This window comes from Pseudodesulfovibrio sp. JC047 (genome assembly GCF_010468615.1).
Taxonomy (GTDB): Bacteria; Desulfobacterota; Desulfovibrionia; order Desulfovibrionales; family Desulfovibrionaceae; genus Pseudodesulfovibrio.
In genome coordinates this window covers 111,032-126,876 of the sequence record NZ_WUEH01000001.1, presented here as the reverse complement: position 1 = coordinate 126,876, position 15,845 = coordinate 111,032, and the positions used below count along the sequence as shown (strand labels likewise).

Annotated in this window: 14 protein-coding genes; 3 read left to right on the top strand and 11 right to left on the bottom strand. The window is 52.0% G+C overall.

Annotated features, from left to right (window positions below; translation table 11 throughout):
* Positions 1-6: 6 nt before the first annotated feature.
* Positions 7-657 (bottom strand): TetR/AcrR family transcriptional regulator, encoded by a 651-nt coding sequence (locus tag GO013_RS00610; RefSeq protein WP_163808104.1) that lies wholly within the window; start codon positions 655-657, stop codon positions 7-9.
* 121 nt (positions 658-778) lie between these two features.
* Between GO013_RS00610 and GO013_RS00605 the strand changes: the two genes are divergently transcribed.
* The gene (locus GO013_RS00605) at positions 779-1,663 is read left to right on the top strand and encodes a 1,4-dihydroxy-6-naphthoate synthase (RefSeq protein ID WP_163808103.1); all 885 of its coding nucleotides are present in this window, start codon (positions 779-781) and stop codon (positions 1,661-1,663) included.
* On the opposite strand, the gene GO013_RS00600 is transcribed toward GO013_RS00605, so the two are convergent.
* The 7 genes from GO013_RS00600 to GO013_RS00570 all read right to left on the bottom strand — a co-directional run bounded on the left by GO013_RS00600 (position 1,660) and on the right by GO013_RS00570 (position 7,331).
* Entirely contained in the window at positions 1,660-2,562 is a 903-nt protein-coding gene (locus GO013_RS00600; RefSeq protein WP_163808102.1) for a DMT family transporter, read from the bottom strand. The two genes, GO013_RS00605 and GO013_RS00600, sit on opposite strands and share 4 nt — an antisense overlap.
* A 137-nt stretch (positions 2,563-2,699) precedes the next feature.
* A complete protein-coding gene (locus GO013_RS00595) occupies positions 2,700-2,969 on the bottom strand; it encodes a hypothetical protein (RefSeq protein ID WP_163808101.1) in 270 nt (89 codons plus the stop codon).
* A gap of 92 nt (positions 2,970-3,061) precedes the next feature.
* Entirely contained in the window at positions 3,062-3,595 is a 534-nt protein-coding gene (yjgA, locus tag GO013_RS00590) for a ribosome biogenesis factor YjgA (RefSeq protein WP_163808100.1), read from the bottom strand.
* Positions 3,595-4,212: an ABC-type transport auxiliary lipoprotein family protein gene (locus tag GO013_RS00585; RefSeq protein WP_163808099.1), complete on the bottom strand. Its 618-nt coding sequence runs from the start codon at positions 4,210-4,212 to the stop codon at positions 3,595-3,597. The genes yjgA and GO013_RS00585 overlap by 1 nt, the downstream gene beginning before the upstream one ends.
* Positions 4,213-4,225: 13 nt before the next feature.
* Positions 4,226-5,377 carry an MlaD family protein gene (locus GO013_RS00580; RefSeq protein WP_163808098.1) on the bottom strand — a complete coding sequence of 384 codons (1,152 nt, stop codon included), beginning with the start codon at positions 5,375-5,377 and terminating at the stop codon, positions 4,226-4,228.
* Positions 5,374-6,180: an ATP-binding cassette domain-containing protein gene (locus GO013_RS00575; protein WP_163808097.1), complete on the bottom strand. Its 807-nt coding sequence runs from the start codon at positions 6,178-6,180 to the stop codon at positions 5,374-5,376. Before GO013_RS00575 ends, GO013_RS00580 begins: the two co-directional genes overlap by 4 nt.
* Before the next feature lie 2 nt (positions 6,181-6,182).
* Positions 6,183-7,331, bottom strand: a complete 1,149-nt coding sequence (locus GO013_RS00570; RefSeq protein ID WP_343219511.1) for an ABC transporter permease — start codon at positions 7,329-7,331, stop codon at positions 6,183-6,185.
* 154 nt (positions 7,332-7,485) lie between these two features.
* Between GO013_RS00570 and GO013_RS00565 the strand changes: the two genes are divergently transcribed.
* Together GO013_RS00565 and GO013_RS00560 are read left to right on the top strand one after the other, a co-directional pair.
* A complete protein-coding gene (locus tag GO013_RS00565) occupies positions 7,486-7,959 on the top strand; it encodes an Lrp/AsnC family transcriptional regulator (RefSeq protein ID WP_163808095.1) in 474 nt (157 codons plus the stop codon).
* A gap of 15 nt (positions 7,960-7,974) precedes the next feature.
* Positions 7,975-10,995 carry a proline dehydrogenase family protein gene (locus tag GO013_RS00560; protein ID WP_163808094.1) on the top strand — a complete coding sequence of 1,007 codons (3,021 nt, stop codon included), beginning with the start codon at positions 7,975-7,977 and terminating at the stop codon, positions 10,993-10,995.
* Between the two features lie 74 nt (positions 10,996-11,069).
* Here GO013_RS00560 and GO013_RS00555 read toward each other — a convergent pair whose 3' ends face one another.
* The 3 genes from GO013_RS00555 to GO013_RS00545 all read right to left on the bottom strand — a co-directional run bounded on the left by GO013_RS00555 (position 11,070) and on the right by GO013_RS00545 (position 15,805).
* Positions 11,070-12,953, bottom strand: a complete 1,884-nt coding sequence (locus tag GO013_RS00555; RefSeq protein WP_163808093.1) for a methyl-accepting chemotaxis protein — start codon at positions 12,951-12,953, stop codon at positions 11,070-11,072.
* Positions 12,954-13,387: 434 nt separating this feature from the next.
* The gene (locus GO013_RS00550; RefSeq protein WP_163808092.1) at positions 13,388-13,879 is read right to left on the bottom strand and encodes a GNAT family N-acetyltransferase; all 492 of its coding nucleotides are present in this window, start codon (positions 13,877-13,879) and stop codon (positions 13,388-13,390) included.
* Between the two features lie 3 nt (positions 13,880-13,882).
* On the bottom strand, positions 13,883-15,805 hold the full coding sequence (locus tag GO013_RS00545) for an ATP-binding cassette domain-containing protein (protein WP_163808091.1): 1,923 nt from the start codon (positions 15,803-15,805) through the stop codon (positions 13,883-13,885).
* Positions 15,806-15,845 lie beyond the last annotated feature (40 nt).

Here is a 15,845-nt window from a genome sequence, read left to right as displayed (position 1 = left end):
CTGTGTTCAGGATGGGGTGGTCAGTCCGCGCCGGAGCATTTCCGTGATGGCGTGGGCCTTGGCTTCCGTTGTTTGCCTGTCCGTGTTGTACAGGGTGATGGGACCGTCCAATGCGGGAACGGTGTGGGCTTGAAAAAAGCGGTCCATGACCGAATCCAGATAAAAAACTGCCATGTCCGGGTCCAAATCCTTGCGTAATTCACCGGACTCCATGGCCGCCGTGATAAGCGGACGGAGGTATTTGGTGGACCGCCGCCGGACTTCGCCCAGAAATTTGTCACGCATGGGGAAATTTTCCTGAAAGAGCATTTTCAGGTAAATTCGGTAAATGTGTGGGTGCGCTTCGATGAAATCCACGCCGGCCAACAGGCTCTTTTCAATGCGTTCGAAAAAGTCCTTATCCGACGTAGTGTCGCGAATGTGTTTGAGTGGCTGTTTGAACTGGGTGACGGCGTGGCTGAAAATATAGTCGAAAAGTCCCTGCTTTGTGCCGAAATATTTGAATAACGACCCCTTGGCGATACCTACGCGAGTCACGATTCGATTGACACTCGCCTGATGGTAGCCATGCTCGGCGAATTCGGATGTTGCTTCTCGCAGGACGCGTTCCTGCTTTTCTTTGGGGAGGTTTTCAAAAGTTTTTGGATTCTGTACCATGGATGTATTCTTGCTTTCCTTGAATGGTTCGATTAGTGGTGACCACCTGGTCACTATCCCTATAAGCGATATTCGTGGCTGTCAATAGCGGGTATTCAATTGACGAATTTTGGAGAAATGTATGCAACGGAAACTGACGATTGGGTATTCGCCCTGTCCCAATGACACCTATATTTTTCACGCTCTGGCATCCGGCACAGTTGCTTGGCCGGGTGGCGTGGATGTGACTTTGGCTGATGTCGAAGAGCTGAATGGACTCGCGTCATCCGGTTCTCTCGATGTGGTGAAAATCTCGGTGGCTGCTGCTGCCGGGGTGTTGGATAAATATATTTTGTTGCGTGCCGGTGGGGCCATGGGCTATGGCGTCGGTCCGATTGTGGTTGCGCGTGACGGGTGTGACATCGCGTCACTGGATGGGCAACGGGTCGCCATTCCTGGACGGCATACCACGGCCAATCTGTTGTTTGGGTTGTGCTGCAAGGATGCGGGGATTTCCGTTGATCTGGTCGAAATGGTGTTTGACGAAATCATGCCAGCAGTTGACGCCGGAAACGTGGCCGCTGGGGTCGTGATTCACGAAGGACGGTTTACCTTTGGAGAAAGGGGATTGTGTCGGGTGCTCGATCTTGGTGCCTGGTGGGAAGAGTATACCGGAATGCCGATTCCGTTGGGGGCTATAGCCATCAAGCGGTCATTGGGGCAGGATATCGCATTGCAAATGAATGAAGCCATCCGTCAGAGTGTGCTTGAAGCCCGGTCAAATCCTGAAGGCGCGCACGACTATATCAAGTCCTATGCGCAGGAAATGGATGATACCGTCATTTCCACGCACATCGAGACCTTTGTCACGGAATACAGTTTGGATGTCGGCGATAGCGGTGTCGAGGCAGTGGCTCGATTGCTCAAGGAAGCGGGCTGTACGCGTGAAGATCTTTTCATCCCTGCGCCCGAGACGTCAGGGGAGCCAGGCGATTTTCGGATGGTTCATGCCGCCGAATCCCGTTAGATCGCTTTTTTTGGGTTTTTGGATTTTCCTTGGCTCACGTAGACACCGATAATGACCAGTGCGGACGCGGCGTATTGAACCCAGTTGAGACGTTCATTGAGAAAGACCATCCCGAAGATCAGGGTGAGGACCGGAATCAGGTTGATGAAAGAGGATGCTTGTCCCACCGGGATTTTCGACATGCCGTAGTTGTAGAGTCCATAGGCCAGGATAGTGACCATGATCCCCAGATAGACGACGGTGAAGACACCGAATGGGTCAAAGGATGTGGGCAGTGTCGTTGTTGGCAGGAACAGGAGTGGAAAATAGAAGATGGCACCGATAAAGGCCTGAATCATGGTCAAAAACCATGAATTGTATCGTGGGCTGAGTTTCTTGAGAGAAATCATGTACCCGACTGCGCAGACCATAGCCATGAATTCCAGAAAATTCCCCAGAACGGGATTGGATGCAGTTGTTGTTGGTTCGGCAGCTACAGAGAGCACCACGGCTCCAACAATGGCGAGACAGAAGCTGACGACCATGCGGCGGGTCAGTTGTTCGCCGAGGGTGAATCGGGCGACCACGGCGGCCATGAGTGGCAACAGGGCGCAGATCATGCCCGCCTGTGAGGCATCCGTGTAGGTGAGGGCCATGGCTTCAAAGACAAAGTAGAAACCCGGCTCGCATACGCCCATGAAGAGCAGGAGTTTCCAATCCCCCGGACGGTATTCGATATTTTTCAGATTTTTGAAAATTAGCAGAAAACAGAGACTGGCAATGAGCATTCGTCCAAAGATGACCACCATCGGATCAAAGTATTGAAAGGCGAATTTAAGAACGATAAATGAGCTGGCCCAGAGCACGACGGCTGCGCCGAGAGCCAGAAATGCCTTGGTTTGGCCGGTCGTCTGTATCAAAGCGGTATCCTTTTTTGCAAATGGTCACAAAATTTAGCATCGATTGGTGGGGAAAGGAATAAGAATGAGTGGGGGAGGAAAACATAAAAAGGGTTCCGCAGAACGAAACCCTTTTTACGGTGTTCTATGAAAAACGGTTAGTGCGGGCAGACGGCAAGAACATTGACGGGTTTGAATCCATTGTCCGGATCTTCTGCATATCGGCATCCCAGATGGGAATCGTCCCGTTTGTGGAGAATATCTCCTTCGGACTCCAGATAATGTGAACAATTGTTGTTGTTGCAAATCAGAATGACATTCCAGCCGGATTCCGGCGGTGCGAGCCATGCGTCCATTATCTTGCCACAGTGCGGGCAAGCTCTGTCGGGCAGTTCGGTGACAACTCCGGCATATTCATGAATGACCATAAGTTACTCCTTGCAGTATGGCGGAAGAAGCCGCCGATCATGTTCTATCGACACTAGATAAAACCGAAAAGCCTCTCGTCAAGGGGAAAATGCTATTTTCCCTCATCAAAAGTCATGGTTCGAAGGAGTTTGAACAGGTTTCGTGCGTCTTTTGGTGGCTTGTCGCTGGTCTTTGCCCGGCGTGCTCCCAAGGTGAGTTGGCGCAGTCGTTGTCCCTGCTCCGGGTTGGTGTCGAATAGTTTCTGCAAAAGATCGTCATCACCATCGATTAATCGTTCTCGAATAATCTCAAGACGATGAAACTCGGCGGTTTTAATGGAGTGCCCTTGTTTGGCCGCATCCACTATTTCCCGAACATGGGTGGTATCAAAGGTCCGCATGAGTTTGCCGACGTATTGCATATGTCGTCGGCTGGCTTCGTGTTTGGGGATTTTCTTGATGAGCAGCAGTGCCTTTTCCACTTCAGCCGGGAGGCAGGCCTCTTTGACCATGGTATCACCCAAGGCTGCGAGGTCGGCACCAAGCTTTTGTAATTCCTTCATGTCCCGTTTTAATTGGGAGCGGCTCGGGCGATCATCAATTTCGTCGAATTCTTCGGGGCGGTAAATTTTGTTTCTTTTTGCCATTATTTCTTCAGGCCTGCTGATATCAGGTCGGTTTCAAGATTGGTATATATAGTGTGTACCCCCGTGGTCATGGCCTGGACCAGCGCGGTAGCCGATGATTCGGCCATGGGGATACGTTCGCTGTAGGTCTTGGAAAAAATGATGTCGTTATTCGCTGACGTTTCATCGACCATGAAGAACTGCATTTCCACTACAGCGGCTGGTGTGTCAAGCGAATAGTCGCCATAGAGCGCGTTAACGACGCCTTCAAGGGTCAAATCCGGCACAACCATACTGCCTGGTTCAATGATGTGAGAAAAAAGCGCACTTCCTCTGATCCAGGCACGCAACTCGGACGTCAGCATGTCCGCTGGTGGAATAAAAAACGTGTTGTAAAAGTCGGATTCGATCCGGCCATTTTGTCCTCGATAAATTAATTCTCGCGTGTTGTAGAGTTGGGATATGGATAGGCGTCGTACCTTGAGAACGATGTCATATCCGGTCTCGACTGCGGGAGCGTTTCGTGTTGATGTTATTTGATAAAATCGCTTGTCCAGCGGCTCACTGCCCAGTTTGACGCAGGCCACGGATGTCAGGCTGACGGCCACGAAAAGAAAGAGTATGACATATTTTTTCATGATATGGTCCCGATTACTGGTCTTGAGGGTTTGATTTGCTTGGTGGCGTGCCGAAGATCATTCCGGAGGGGTATCTTTTGGCGTCTCCCGTGAGTTCCTTAACATTCTGCATGATTTCACGCGTATCGGTGATGATGGCGTGAATATTGGTCTCTTCGGACGCCACCACCCCGTTGAGCCGGTTGACCAGCACGTGGACCTTGGCAACCGCAGCTGTGAGGTCGGCCGATGCCTGGGAGATGTTGTTTAATGTCGGGGCGATTTCTTCCATGGCCGTGCTCATGCCCGGATCATTGAGTGTCTTGTTCAAGGTATCGGAGACTTCTTTGAAGCTGGCAATGGCGATTTTTGCCTCATGGGCCGCAGCGATGATGTCATCCGCGGATTCGGCAAGGATTCGATTGGCGCCTTCCACGGTCCCGGCCACATTGGGTAAAATGGTGTCCAGGGCTGGGTCGGCCATCAGGGTGTTTGTCCTATCCAGAATACTACGGGTGCTTTCAAGAATGCCCAGCATCTTTTTCCCGGCTTCACGGCCACTGTCCGTTTTCATGAATTTATCGATGGAATCGACGATGGATTTGACATCCTTGATGATGGATTCTAGGTCTTCTTTTTTGAGACTGCTCAGGGTTTTGCTGATGGTGGCGATGGCTCCTTCTACTCGACTGAGTGTTGAAGGGGCGGACGGGATGTACGCATGTTGCGGTGTCCACTGGATAGGCAGTGGCGGATTGCTTTTGGGGTCGTCGTAAATGATGTTCAGGAAAAGTTGCCCGGTCAGACCGAGTGACGTGGGGCGGATGCGCAGCCCCCGTTTGACGTCTTTTCTGAGTAGTTCGATGAATTTTTCTTCGGAGATGGAATCAAAAAGATCCGGATTTATTTCACATTCCACATAGACATATCGGACATCATCCAGGTTGGCGTCTTCGTATTTGTTGGAGACGAAATTGATAGACGCAACTCGGCCTATATTGACCCCTCGGAGTTTGACCGGTGAGCCGACAGCGAGGCCGTTGATGGATTCGTCGAAGTAGGTTTCCATCGCATAGGTCGTCTGGAAATATCGTCCTGCTCCGAGGATGATCACCATGGCGACGAGCATACTGATCCCGATGATGATGAACAAACCCAATTTGAAATACTCTCTTTTTCGTGTCATTCCATATCCTTGTTTGCCGTTTGAGAGGGGGCCTCTTCAATGGCTTCCAGCTCCGGTTCTCGGCGGAAAAAACGTCTGACAAATGCGTTATCCGAGGTGTCCCTGAGTTTTCTGGGATCCCCTTCGGCAACGATTGATTGAGCGTCCTTGTCAAGCATGATAACTCGATCCGCGATTTTGTAAATGGATTCCAACTCGTGGGTGACGATGACAAAAGTGATGCCAAGGTTGTTGGACAGATCGAGGATGAGTTGGTCCAATGACGCACTGGAAATGGGATCAAGCCCAGCTCCTGGTTCGTCCAGAAAAAGAATGCCGGGGTCCAAAGCCATGGCACGGGCAATGGCTGCCCGTTTTTTCATGCCTCCGGACAAGGCTGCGGGCATTTTGTGGATCGCAGTGCCCAGATCCACCATATTCAGTTTGGATGTGGCGATGATGCGTATGGCCTCTGGTGGAAGGTCCGTGAATTCTTCCAGCGGAAGCATGACGTTTTGCAGGAGTGTCATGGAGCCGAACAAGGCCCCCATCTGGTACATTACTCCAAATTTACGGATGATTTCGTTGCGTTTGTCGCCGTGTGCTGCGGTCAGGTCCTGCTCACCGTACAGGACGTGTCCTTGCATGGGGGGGATCAGGCCGATCATGTTTTTGAGCAATGTGGATTTCCCACAGCCTGACCCGCCAAGAATGATGAAGATTTCTCCTTTCGTGATATCAAAATTGATATCCTTGAGGATGACAGTGTCCCCATATCCGCAGGTGAGGTTTTTGACGCGTATGACGGTTTCGTGTTCGCTCATGTCTATATTCCTATATAATAGAATGCCATGGCGAAGATACCGTCGGCAAAGGCGATGAGGATGATGCCGGAGACCACTGCGCTGGTGGTGGACAACCCGACGGCACTGGCACCGGATCGAGTCTGGATGCCGCGGAGGCATCCCACACCGGCAACCAGGAAGCTGAAGATGATTCCCTTGCCCATGCCGCTCCAGAAATCACTGTAATCCAGATAGGAAAAAACGCGCGAGGTAAACGTGACCAGTGGGTATCCCATGGAGAGCATGACCACGGCCCCGCCGACCAGCGATGCGAGATTGAAAAAAAGAATCATCAAGGGAACCACTATCATGGTGGCGATGATTTTTGGCACAACCAGAAAGCGCATGGGGGAGAGTCCCATGGTGGTCAGGGCGTCCAGTTCTTCGTTGATTTTCATGGTGCCGATTTCGGCGGCAAAGGCCGAGCCTGATCGGGCAGCCAACAGAATGGCCGTGACCAGTGGTCCCATTTCACGGAACATGACCAGCCCGAGCATGTTGGGAACAAATATTTCGCCACCAAAGCGTTCCAGACTGACAGCGGATTGGAACGACATGATAAGCCCCATGAGAAAGCCGATGAGCGTGATGATGAACAGCGAGTCCACACCGACGTTGATGCAGGAATGGAGAACATTTTTCCAGCGAACTTGTCGAGGATGTATCATGGCCTGAGTCAGGAGTACCGCAGATTCTCCGACAAAGGCGATCATTTCATGGATGCCAAGCCAGACGTCTTTGATGTGTGCGTTGATGGATTCGACCAGTCCCGGGCGGTCCTGTTCATCCAGTGGCTGTGCGGTGGGGGTGCTGTTCCAGGCCAGATCGATAAGGTGTCGATCTTCGTCCCGGAGATGGGCCAGCGAAAATTTGGCATGGTGTTCCGTTGCCATCTGTTTGAGTTTGAGAAGAAGGGCAACCCCGGCCCCGTCGAGGTAGGTGACGTCTCGTAAATCGGCAGTGAGGTCCGAGGACGAAACAGGAGACAGCATCGAGAGCGTCTGGTCCCAAATAGCCGCGATACCAGCCGCGTCAAGACGACCGCCCAATGTGATGATTCGGGTGCCTTTGTGGTCGGAAACGGACACCGTTGCGTCAGAAATGTGTAGTGTCTGCGATTGTTTTTTCACTCCATGCCGTCCTGCGTATGTCTCCTGTTTGGATTGAATCGACTCCTTTAAATAGCTGAGGTTTTGAAAAATGGAAAGGTTGACATGTGGATTAATCATGCAGTTTGGGAAGGGGGATTGACAGAAAATAGAAAGAATATTATTCATTTTAACTATGAATAATAGAAAAATCGACAAATTGGACTTGGAAATTTTGAACATCCTTCAGGCTGACGGGAAGGTTTCCAACGCAGAAATTGCCAGAAAGGTCGGTAAGGCACCGTCTGCAGTGCTTGAACGTGTGCGGAAGCTGAAGCAGGCCGATGTCATTGAGGGGTATGAGTGTATTGTGAACCATAAAACCCTTGGCCGAGGGCTGACCGCGTTTACTTCGCTTCGGGTGGAGGAGGGAGTTGGGGCCACGGAGGTTGGCCAGCGGCTGGCCGAGTTTCCCGAAGTGCTTGAAGTCCACTATACGGCTGGACGGGATTCCTATCTGGTCAAGGTTCGGGTCGAGGATACCGAGGCATTGCAGGCCACGTTGGCCAAGTTCGGAACCATTGGTCCGGTCCGGGACACCAATTCGACGATTGTATTGACCACGGTTAAAGAGTCCAGAGTGATACCGCTTCCTTTTGATATCGAATAATCTGAGGAGTCTTTTATGACAGCGCAACTTTCCTCCTTGGACCCGCGGATTCTCGCGCGGGGCAAGGAGTTTTTTGTATCCATTGCCGGAGAGGCCCCGTCTGTTTTCAATAAGGGCTGGTGGACCGGAAAGGTCATGGATTGGGCCATGAAAAATGAGGATTTCAAGGTCCAGATGTTTCGTTTTGTGGATGTGCTGCCATATTTGACAACCGCCGAATCCCTGTCTCGGCATATCGAAGAATATTTTTCCGGTGACGACACTTCGTTGCCAGATGTCTTGAAATGGGGCGCGACCAAAACGACTTTTGGTGGCGGATTGGTCGCCAAGGTGTTGAACAAGACCATTCGGTCGAATATCGAATCCATGGCGCGTCAATTCATCATTGGTCAGACATCGAAGGAAGCGGTCAAGGGAATCCGCAAACTTCGCAAACAGGGGTTTGCCTTTGTTCTTGATCTGTTGGGAGAGGCCACGGTGTCCGGCGTTGAATCCCGGGCCTATCGGGATGGATACCTGACAGTGTTGGACGCGATTCAGCAGGAGTTGAAGAAGTGGAAACCGCTCGATAATGGGGATAATGACCATGATTGGGGACATGCTCCCATGGTCAATGTGGCCGTGAAACCGTCGGCCTTTTATTCGCAATCCAAGCCGGTTGATCTGGAAGGGACGGTCGAGGGCATGATGGCGGGGATCGAACCCGTGTACAAAAAGGTCATGGAAATGGGCGGGTTCCTTTGTATTGATATGGAGTCGCTTTCATACAAGGAAGCCACGGTCGAATTGTTCAAGCGATTGCGTCAAAAATATCCGGAGTACCCACATCTCGGGTTGGTTCTTCAGGCATATTTGCGGAGTGTGGATGACGATGTTCGGCATTTGTTGGACTGGGCGCGTGCGCACGAACTGCCGATTTCCATTCGTCTGGTCAAGGGGGCGTATTGGGATTACGAGACGGTCATCGCCAAACAGAATGGCTGGCCTGTGCCGGTATGGACGCATAAGCCGGAAACGGACATGGCGTATGAACGGGTGGCTAGGATGATTTTGGAGAATGCGGATATCTGTCATTTCGCTTGTGCCTCGCACAATATCCGGACGCTGTCGGCGGTCATGGAAACGGCTGCGGCCTTGAAAGTGCCGGAGGATCGGTACGAATTTCAGGTGTTGTACGGTATGGCCGAGCCGGTCCGTAAAGGCTTGAAAAATGTTGCCCGGCGTGTGCGTTTGTATTGTCCATATGGCGACCTGTTGCCCGGCATGGCCTATCTGGTCCGCCGGTTGCTTGAAAACACGGCCAACGAATCCTTTCTGAAACAGACATTTGTTGATGAGGCCGACATGGATCGGCTTTTGGAAAATCCTGAAATTACATTGGGTCGGCAGTTGGCTGGTCGTTCAGAGCCTGAAGAATCCGTGCAGGAAGGCGTGTCACGGTTTACCAATTTCCCGGTGGTTGATTTCACGATCGAGGCCGAACGGCGCGCTTTTCCCGCAGCCATTGCCTCGGTTCGGGGACGGCTGGGCGAGACGATTCCCTTGTGGATCAACGGGCAGGCCGTCACGACCGAAGACCAGCTTGCGTCATATAATCCGGCTGATCCCTCTGAGATCATCGGGTCCGTGTGTCAGGCCGGGGTCCATGAAATTGACACGGCCATTGAAGCCGCATCCGAGGCGTATCTGTCATGGCGGGATGTGGCCCCTGAAAAACGGTCAGCCGTATTATTCAAGGCCGCCCGGTATCTCGAAGAAAATATGCATGAATTGTGTGCGCTTCAGGTACTGGAGATTGGTAAGCAATGGGATCAGGCCCATGCCGATGTGGGCGAGGCCATTGATTTTCTGGAATATTATGCCAGAGAAATGATTCGGCTCGGACAGCCGCGCCGTATGGGGCGTGCGCCCGGGGAAATGAGTCGGCTCATGTATCAGGGCAAGGGCGTTGCCGCCGTCATTGCGCCGTGGAATTTCCCCTTGGCCATTTCCGTGGGCATGGTGTCCGCTGCGATCGTTTCCGGGTGTAGCGTGGTGTACAAGCCGTCCGGCCTTTCTTCCTGTATTGGGCAGCGTCTGGTCGACATGTGGAATGCAGCAGGGTTGCCCGATGGTGTTTTCAATTATTGTCCGGGGCGCGGATCGGTCATGGGCGATCATCTGGTGGACCACCCGGATGTGTCAGTGATCGCGTTTACCGGGTCCATGGAGGTCGGATTGCGGATTCAGGAGCGGGCGGCTGTCGTTCAGCCCGGTCAGCAGCATTGTAAGCGAGTGATTGCGGAAATGGGTGGGAAAAACGCGACCATTATTGACGATGACGCCGATTTGGATGAAGCCGTGCCGGGTGTGTTGTATGCCGCCTTTGGGTTTCAGGGGCAAAAGTGTTCTGCCTGTTCCCGGGTTATTGTGCTCGATGCCATTTATGATCGGTTCGTGAAGCGACTCTCCGAGGCGGCCACGTCTGTCAAACTCGGTCCGTCCGAAAACCCGGCCAATGTCATGGGACCGGTGGTGGATAAGGGAGCACAGGAAAACGTGTTACGGTATGTTCGGATTGCCGAAGAAGAAGGGAATATCCTGGTCCGGCATGAGGTGTCTGATGACCTCAAGGCGACCGGTGGTTGCTATGTGCCGATGACAATCGTGGACGGCATTACTTCGGATCATCGGCTTGCTCAGGAAGAAGTCTTCGGTCCCATTCTGGCGGTCATGCGGGCCAAGGACATGAAAGAGGCCGTCGAGATCGCCAATTCAACGCGGTTTGCCTTGACCGGAGCGATTTATTCCCGCAGTCCGGGGAACTTAGAGTTTGCGTCTCGTGAGTTTCGTGTGGGGAATCTGTACCTGAATAAACCGTCAGTGGGTGCGCTTGTTGAACGGCACGCATTTGGCGGGTTCAAGTTGTCCGGTGTCGGGTCCAAGGCCGGAGGGCCGGATTATCTCGTGCAGTTCATGGACCCGCGTCTTGTTTGCGAAAATACCATTCGTCGGGGATTTGCTCCAATTGAAGAGGATGACGAATGGGTCAAATAACTCCTTGATATTGCGTGAAAAAGCCCTGTCAGAAACGTTTTGACAGGGCTTTTTGTGTGAGAGGTGCCGAGGTCCTAAAACCGTTCGAAAGAATCTTCCCCTGAAGATTGTGGGAGTGCCTTGGTGTGTGACGGTTGTGACGTGACCATGGTTTGCACGGTGGACGTCGTTTCGTCATGTATCGAAAAGAAACCGATTGCGGTCGCCAGTTGCTGGGCCTGTCGTGACAGTTCTTCTGAGGTGGCATTCATTTCTTCGGCGGTGGAGGCATTGTCTTGAACCACTGAATCAAGCTGATGTACGGCGATGTTGATTTGATCGGCTCCAGCGTTTTGTTCGGCGCAGGCAGTGGCAATTTCCTTGACCAGTTCTGCCGTTTGTTCGACGTCGGGAACGATCTTTTTGAGCATTTCTCCCGCTTTTTCTGCGATTTTCACACTGGATGTAGACAGCTCGCTGATTTCCGCTGCGGCCTGTCCGCTTCGTTCCGCCAGCTTGCGTACTTCTGCAGCGACGACGGCAAATCCTTTGCCATGCTCGCCAGCCCGGGCGGCCTCAATGGCGGCGTTCAGGGCGAGCAGGTTGGTTTGACGGGCAATCTCTTCAATGATGGAAATGCGTTCGGCGATATTTTCCATGGCCGAAACCGCTTTAATGACGGCTTTTCCGCTTTCCTGCGCTTCTGTGGCCGTGCTGGTCGCAATCTGTTCGGTTTGCAGCGCATTTTCGGCGTTGTGGCTGATGTTGGATGACATCTGTTCCATGGACGAAGAAATTTCTTCAACCGAAGCTGCCTGCTCTGTTGCGCCGTTGGACAGGACTTCAGATGAAGTGTTCATGGACTGACTGCCGCCTGCCACATGGTTCGAGGACATTTTGACGTTTTGGACAACATGGCGCAACCGTTCGATCATGGTGCGGAGATTGTCTCCCAACTGGCCTATTTCATCCTTGGATTGGACATCCACGGTCACATCGAGGTCTCCAGATGAAATGCGGTTGAAAATCGTGGCAATTTTCGAAAGCGGAGTGATGATGATTCTGCCTGTAGCCAGGAGAATGATACAGATCATGAGGAGTGTGACCCCCAGACCTATCCAGAAACATTTCCAGGCCATTGCATCGCTTGCCGCGTACATGTCGTCCAGGCTGATGGAGGCCGCAACGCACCAGCGCGTGAGTGGGTCGGTGCCCCAAACCTGATGTTTGCGGATGCCTTTGTATGTATAGTTGGCCGCTCCTTCCGGGGTGGCGAGGAGGGCTTTGCCAAAATTGAGTTTTTTGACGTTGGTTTGGATGATGATATCCGTATTGGGGTGGGCAATGATAAGCCCTTGTGAGTCAATCATATACAGATATCCGGATTGACCTATATGAACGCCTTCAATAAATTTTTCATTGAAATCGAGAATTTCTGCGGAGAGTCCCAAAATGCCGATAACCGATCCATTGGCCGTAATCGGGATGGTGAAGAGTGCGATAGGGCGTTTGGTCATGGGAGAAAGGCTCGGGGGGCTGATTTTGATATCACCTGTGCTGCTTTGGCGGATATTTTCGGCATATATCGGATCGTTGGCGATATTTAATCCGACAGCGGCACCTTTTTTCCCATCTGCGACGATTTTTCCGTTTGGCGTCATGAGAAAGGCATTTTCATACATGGGGGAACCGGCAAGCACTTGTTCGAGAAACAGTGACGATCCGGTGTACGTCCCGTTTTGGATATCTTCGATGACTTTTTCATTGTGAACCATGATTTGGCTGTCACGAAGAATGCTTTGGGTCCAGATATCCAGTTCTTTGAGAGTTTTGTCGCGGAGTGTTTTCATCATGGTTTGCATTTCGAATTCCAGATTCGAAGCTCCGGTGGAATAGGCGACATAGGTGACGGAAAAAATTGAGAGGATGACAAGTGGAATGATGGCGAGCATGAATTTAAGACGCAGGGTGAGCTTCATAATGTCCTCCAGACGTGCAGATGAGCATGGTGGGGGGGCGGAAATACCGTGTTGTACACGGTTTTAAGCCCGATTAATTTGATATTGATCGGGAGAAGCAACCTTTGGCGAACGCACGGATTCACGACGCATTTTTTATTTGCTGGTTCTATCCCGATGTTTTCATTACCCGATTGATACATCCTCCTTCTATTGTATACCGATACCTTTGTATACTAATAGACGGTGTTTTGGTTTTCTGCATCATGTTTATAATATACCGACTGTTTGAGTGTGGAATGCACGAAAAAAAGTGAACAGAGAAGGGAAAGATCGGAAAGGGCTGTTTTGATCGGGGGCCGTTGGCATGGGGTTTGGACAGACGAATAACGGGCACGGCGCATTTCTTTACGCACCGTGCCCGTTGTTTTTGAAAGAAAGAAGGAGTGTCCTTTTTAGAGCGTCAGGGCCATTTCATGCCACTCGGCGCCGCCGTGATCGGACTCGGAAACACCGCTGTCCGTGAAACCATGCCGAGCGTAATAGGGAATGAGGTTGTCCTTGCACAACAAAAGAATACGCTGTTTGTCGAGTTTGCGGGCCTGTTTGATAAAGGCCTTCATGAGCTGATCGGCAATGCCGCGTCGTTGGAATTCAGGCAGGACGGACAGGGAGAAAATGACGATATTCTTACCTTCCGGATCATGTCCGATAAGTTGCTTGAATTCTTCGTCGGTAATATCGTCCTTGTCGGTCGCACCAGAGTTGACCTGACCCACGATATGCCCATCGAGTTCGGCGACGAGATAGCCTTCCGGGTATTCGGTGATCCGAGTGTTCATGGATGAGATCAGGGCCGCTTCAGATGGGGGGAAACATTTACATTCGATGGTATGACAGGCGGTGAGGTCGTGTGATTCAGCCATACGGATACGTACATTCTTCATAGTCTAATCCAGTTCAACGCCTTCAAGGGCGGATTCGAGTTCTTCCCAGAGTCCATAGGTGGTGTCCAATTTCGTCTCAAGCGTTTCGAGGTCTTTCTGGTCATCAGCCATGGTTTGCGGGGTTTTTTTGAAATAGTCAGGCTGCGACATTTTGGATTGCAAATCGTCGAGCTGAGTTTCCAGCGTCTCAATGAGTGCGGGCAGTGTTTTGAGTGTTTCCCGCTTTTTTTCCAATTCGAATTTTTCTTTATAGCTCAGTTTTTTCTTTGTCGATTTTGGCGCGGATTTCTGCTTGGCTGGTTTGGTCTGTGTGACGGGCGTCGTCGGGCGTTGCCTGAGCCAATCGTCATAGCCACCGACATAGTCCGCGACCACGCCGTTGCCCTCAAAAGCAATGCTTGAGGTGACAACGTTGTTGAGGAAGGTCCGATCATGGCTGACCAGCAGCAGGGTGCCGGGGTAGTCCATGAGCAACTCTTCAAGGAGATCAAGTGTCTCGGCATCAAGGTCGTTGGTCGGTTCGTCCATGACCAGGACATTGGACGGACGGGTGAAGAGTCGGGCCAGCAGGAGTCGATTGCGTTCTCCTCCAGACAGGACAGAAACCGGGACGGTTGAACGGTCCGGGGTGAAAAGAAAATTTTTCAGATGCGACATGACATGCCGCTGTTGTCCATTGATGGTCACGTAATCGTTGCCATCAGCAACATTGTACCGAGCCGACTGCGTTTCATCGAGTTGGTCGCGAAGCTGGTCGAAATAGTTGATCTGGAGATTGACACCGTGTCTGATGGAGCCACTTTGCGGTTCGAGTTCCCCCAGCAGAATTTTGAGCAGTGTGGTTTTGCCCACACCGTTCGGACCGATCAAACCGACCTTGTCGCCACGCATGATGGTGGTAGAAAAATTCGAGATAAGGGGTGTGTCATCGAATCCGAAACAGAGCGAGTTTGCCTCGACAACCAGTTTTCCGGTGCGTTCTGTTTCCTGAATGACCATGTTGACGGAACCGACACGATCTCGACGCGCCTTGTGTTCTTCCCGCATTTTTCGAAGGTCGCGGACACGCCCCATGTTGCGGGTACGGCGGGCCTTGATGCCCTGGCGAATCCATCGCTCTTCTTCGGCCAGCTTTCTATCGAAATTATGGTTTTGTTTGGCCTCGGCGTCGAGGGCCGCATCCTTGCGTTCAAGGTACGTCGCATACGGGCAATCCCAATTGAAAAGTGATCCGCGATCAAGTTCCACGATTCTCGTGGCAATTTTTCGTAAAAAGGTCCGATCATGGGTGACGAACAACAGGGCTGTTGTTTGACGCAGAAGGAAGTCTTCCAGCCAGTCGATGGAGTCGATATCCAGATGGTTGGTCGGTTCGTCAAGGATGAGCAGATCCGGATTGGAAACCAGTGCCCGAGCGAGCATGGTCCGACGTTTGGTTCCACCAGACAGGGAGGAAAAACGTTCGTCGCCATTGAGTTTGAGGTGTGAGAGGACGGTTTCGATGGTCTGATGGTGTGGCCATCCTCCGGCTTTTTCCAGTGCCTCTTGCGCTTGTTCCAGCTTGGCAACCAGCGTGTTTTCGTCAGCGTCTGTCGCGTCATTCAGTGCCCGTGACGCTGCATGATAGGTCGTCAAATGGGTGCCCACCGCCCCCAGTCCTGCCGCTGTGACGTCATAGACCGTGCCGCGCAAGTCCTGCGGAACTTCCTGTGGCAGCATGGCGACACGGGTGCCCCGCGCGTAATCGACACTGCCTGTGTCCGGAGCTGTAATGCCTTCGATAATGGAGAGCAGGGTGGACTTGCCTTCTCCGTTTCTGCCGAGCAGGCAGACCCGTTCACCCGGTTCGATCTGCATGGACACGGAGTCCAACAGTCGGGTGCCGGTGAAGTTGATTGAGATGTCGCGCAGGGAAACAAGAGCCATGATACCTATCCATTGAAAAGGGGGCTGCTAGCAGCCCCCG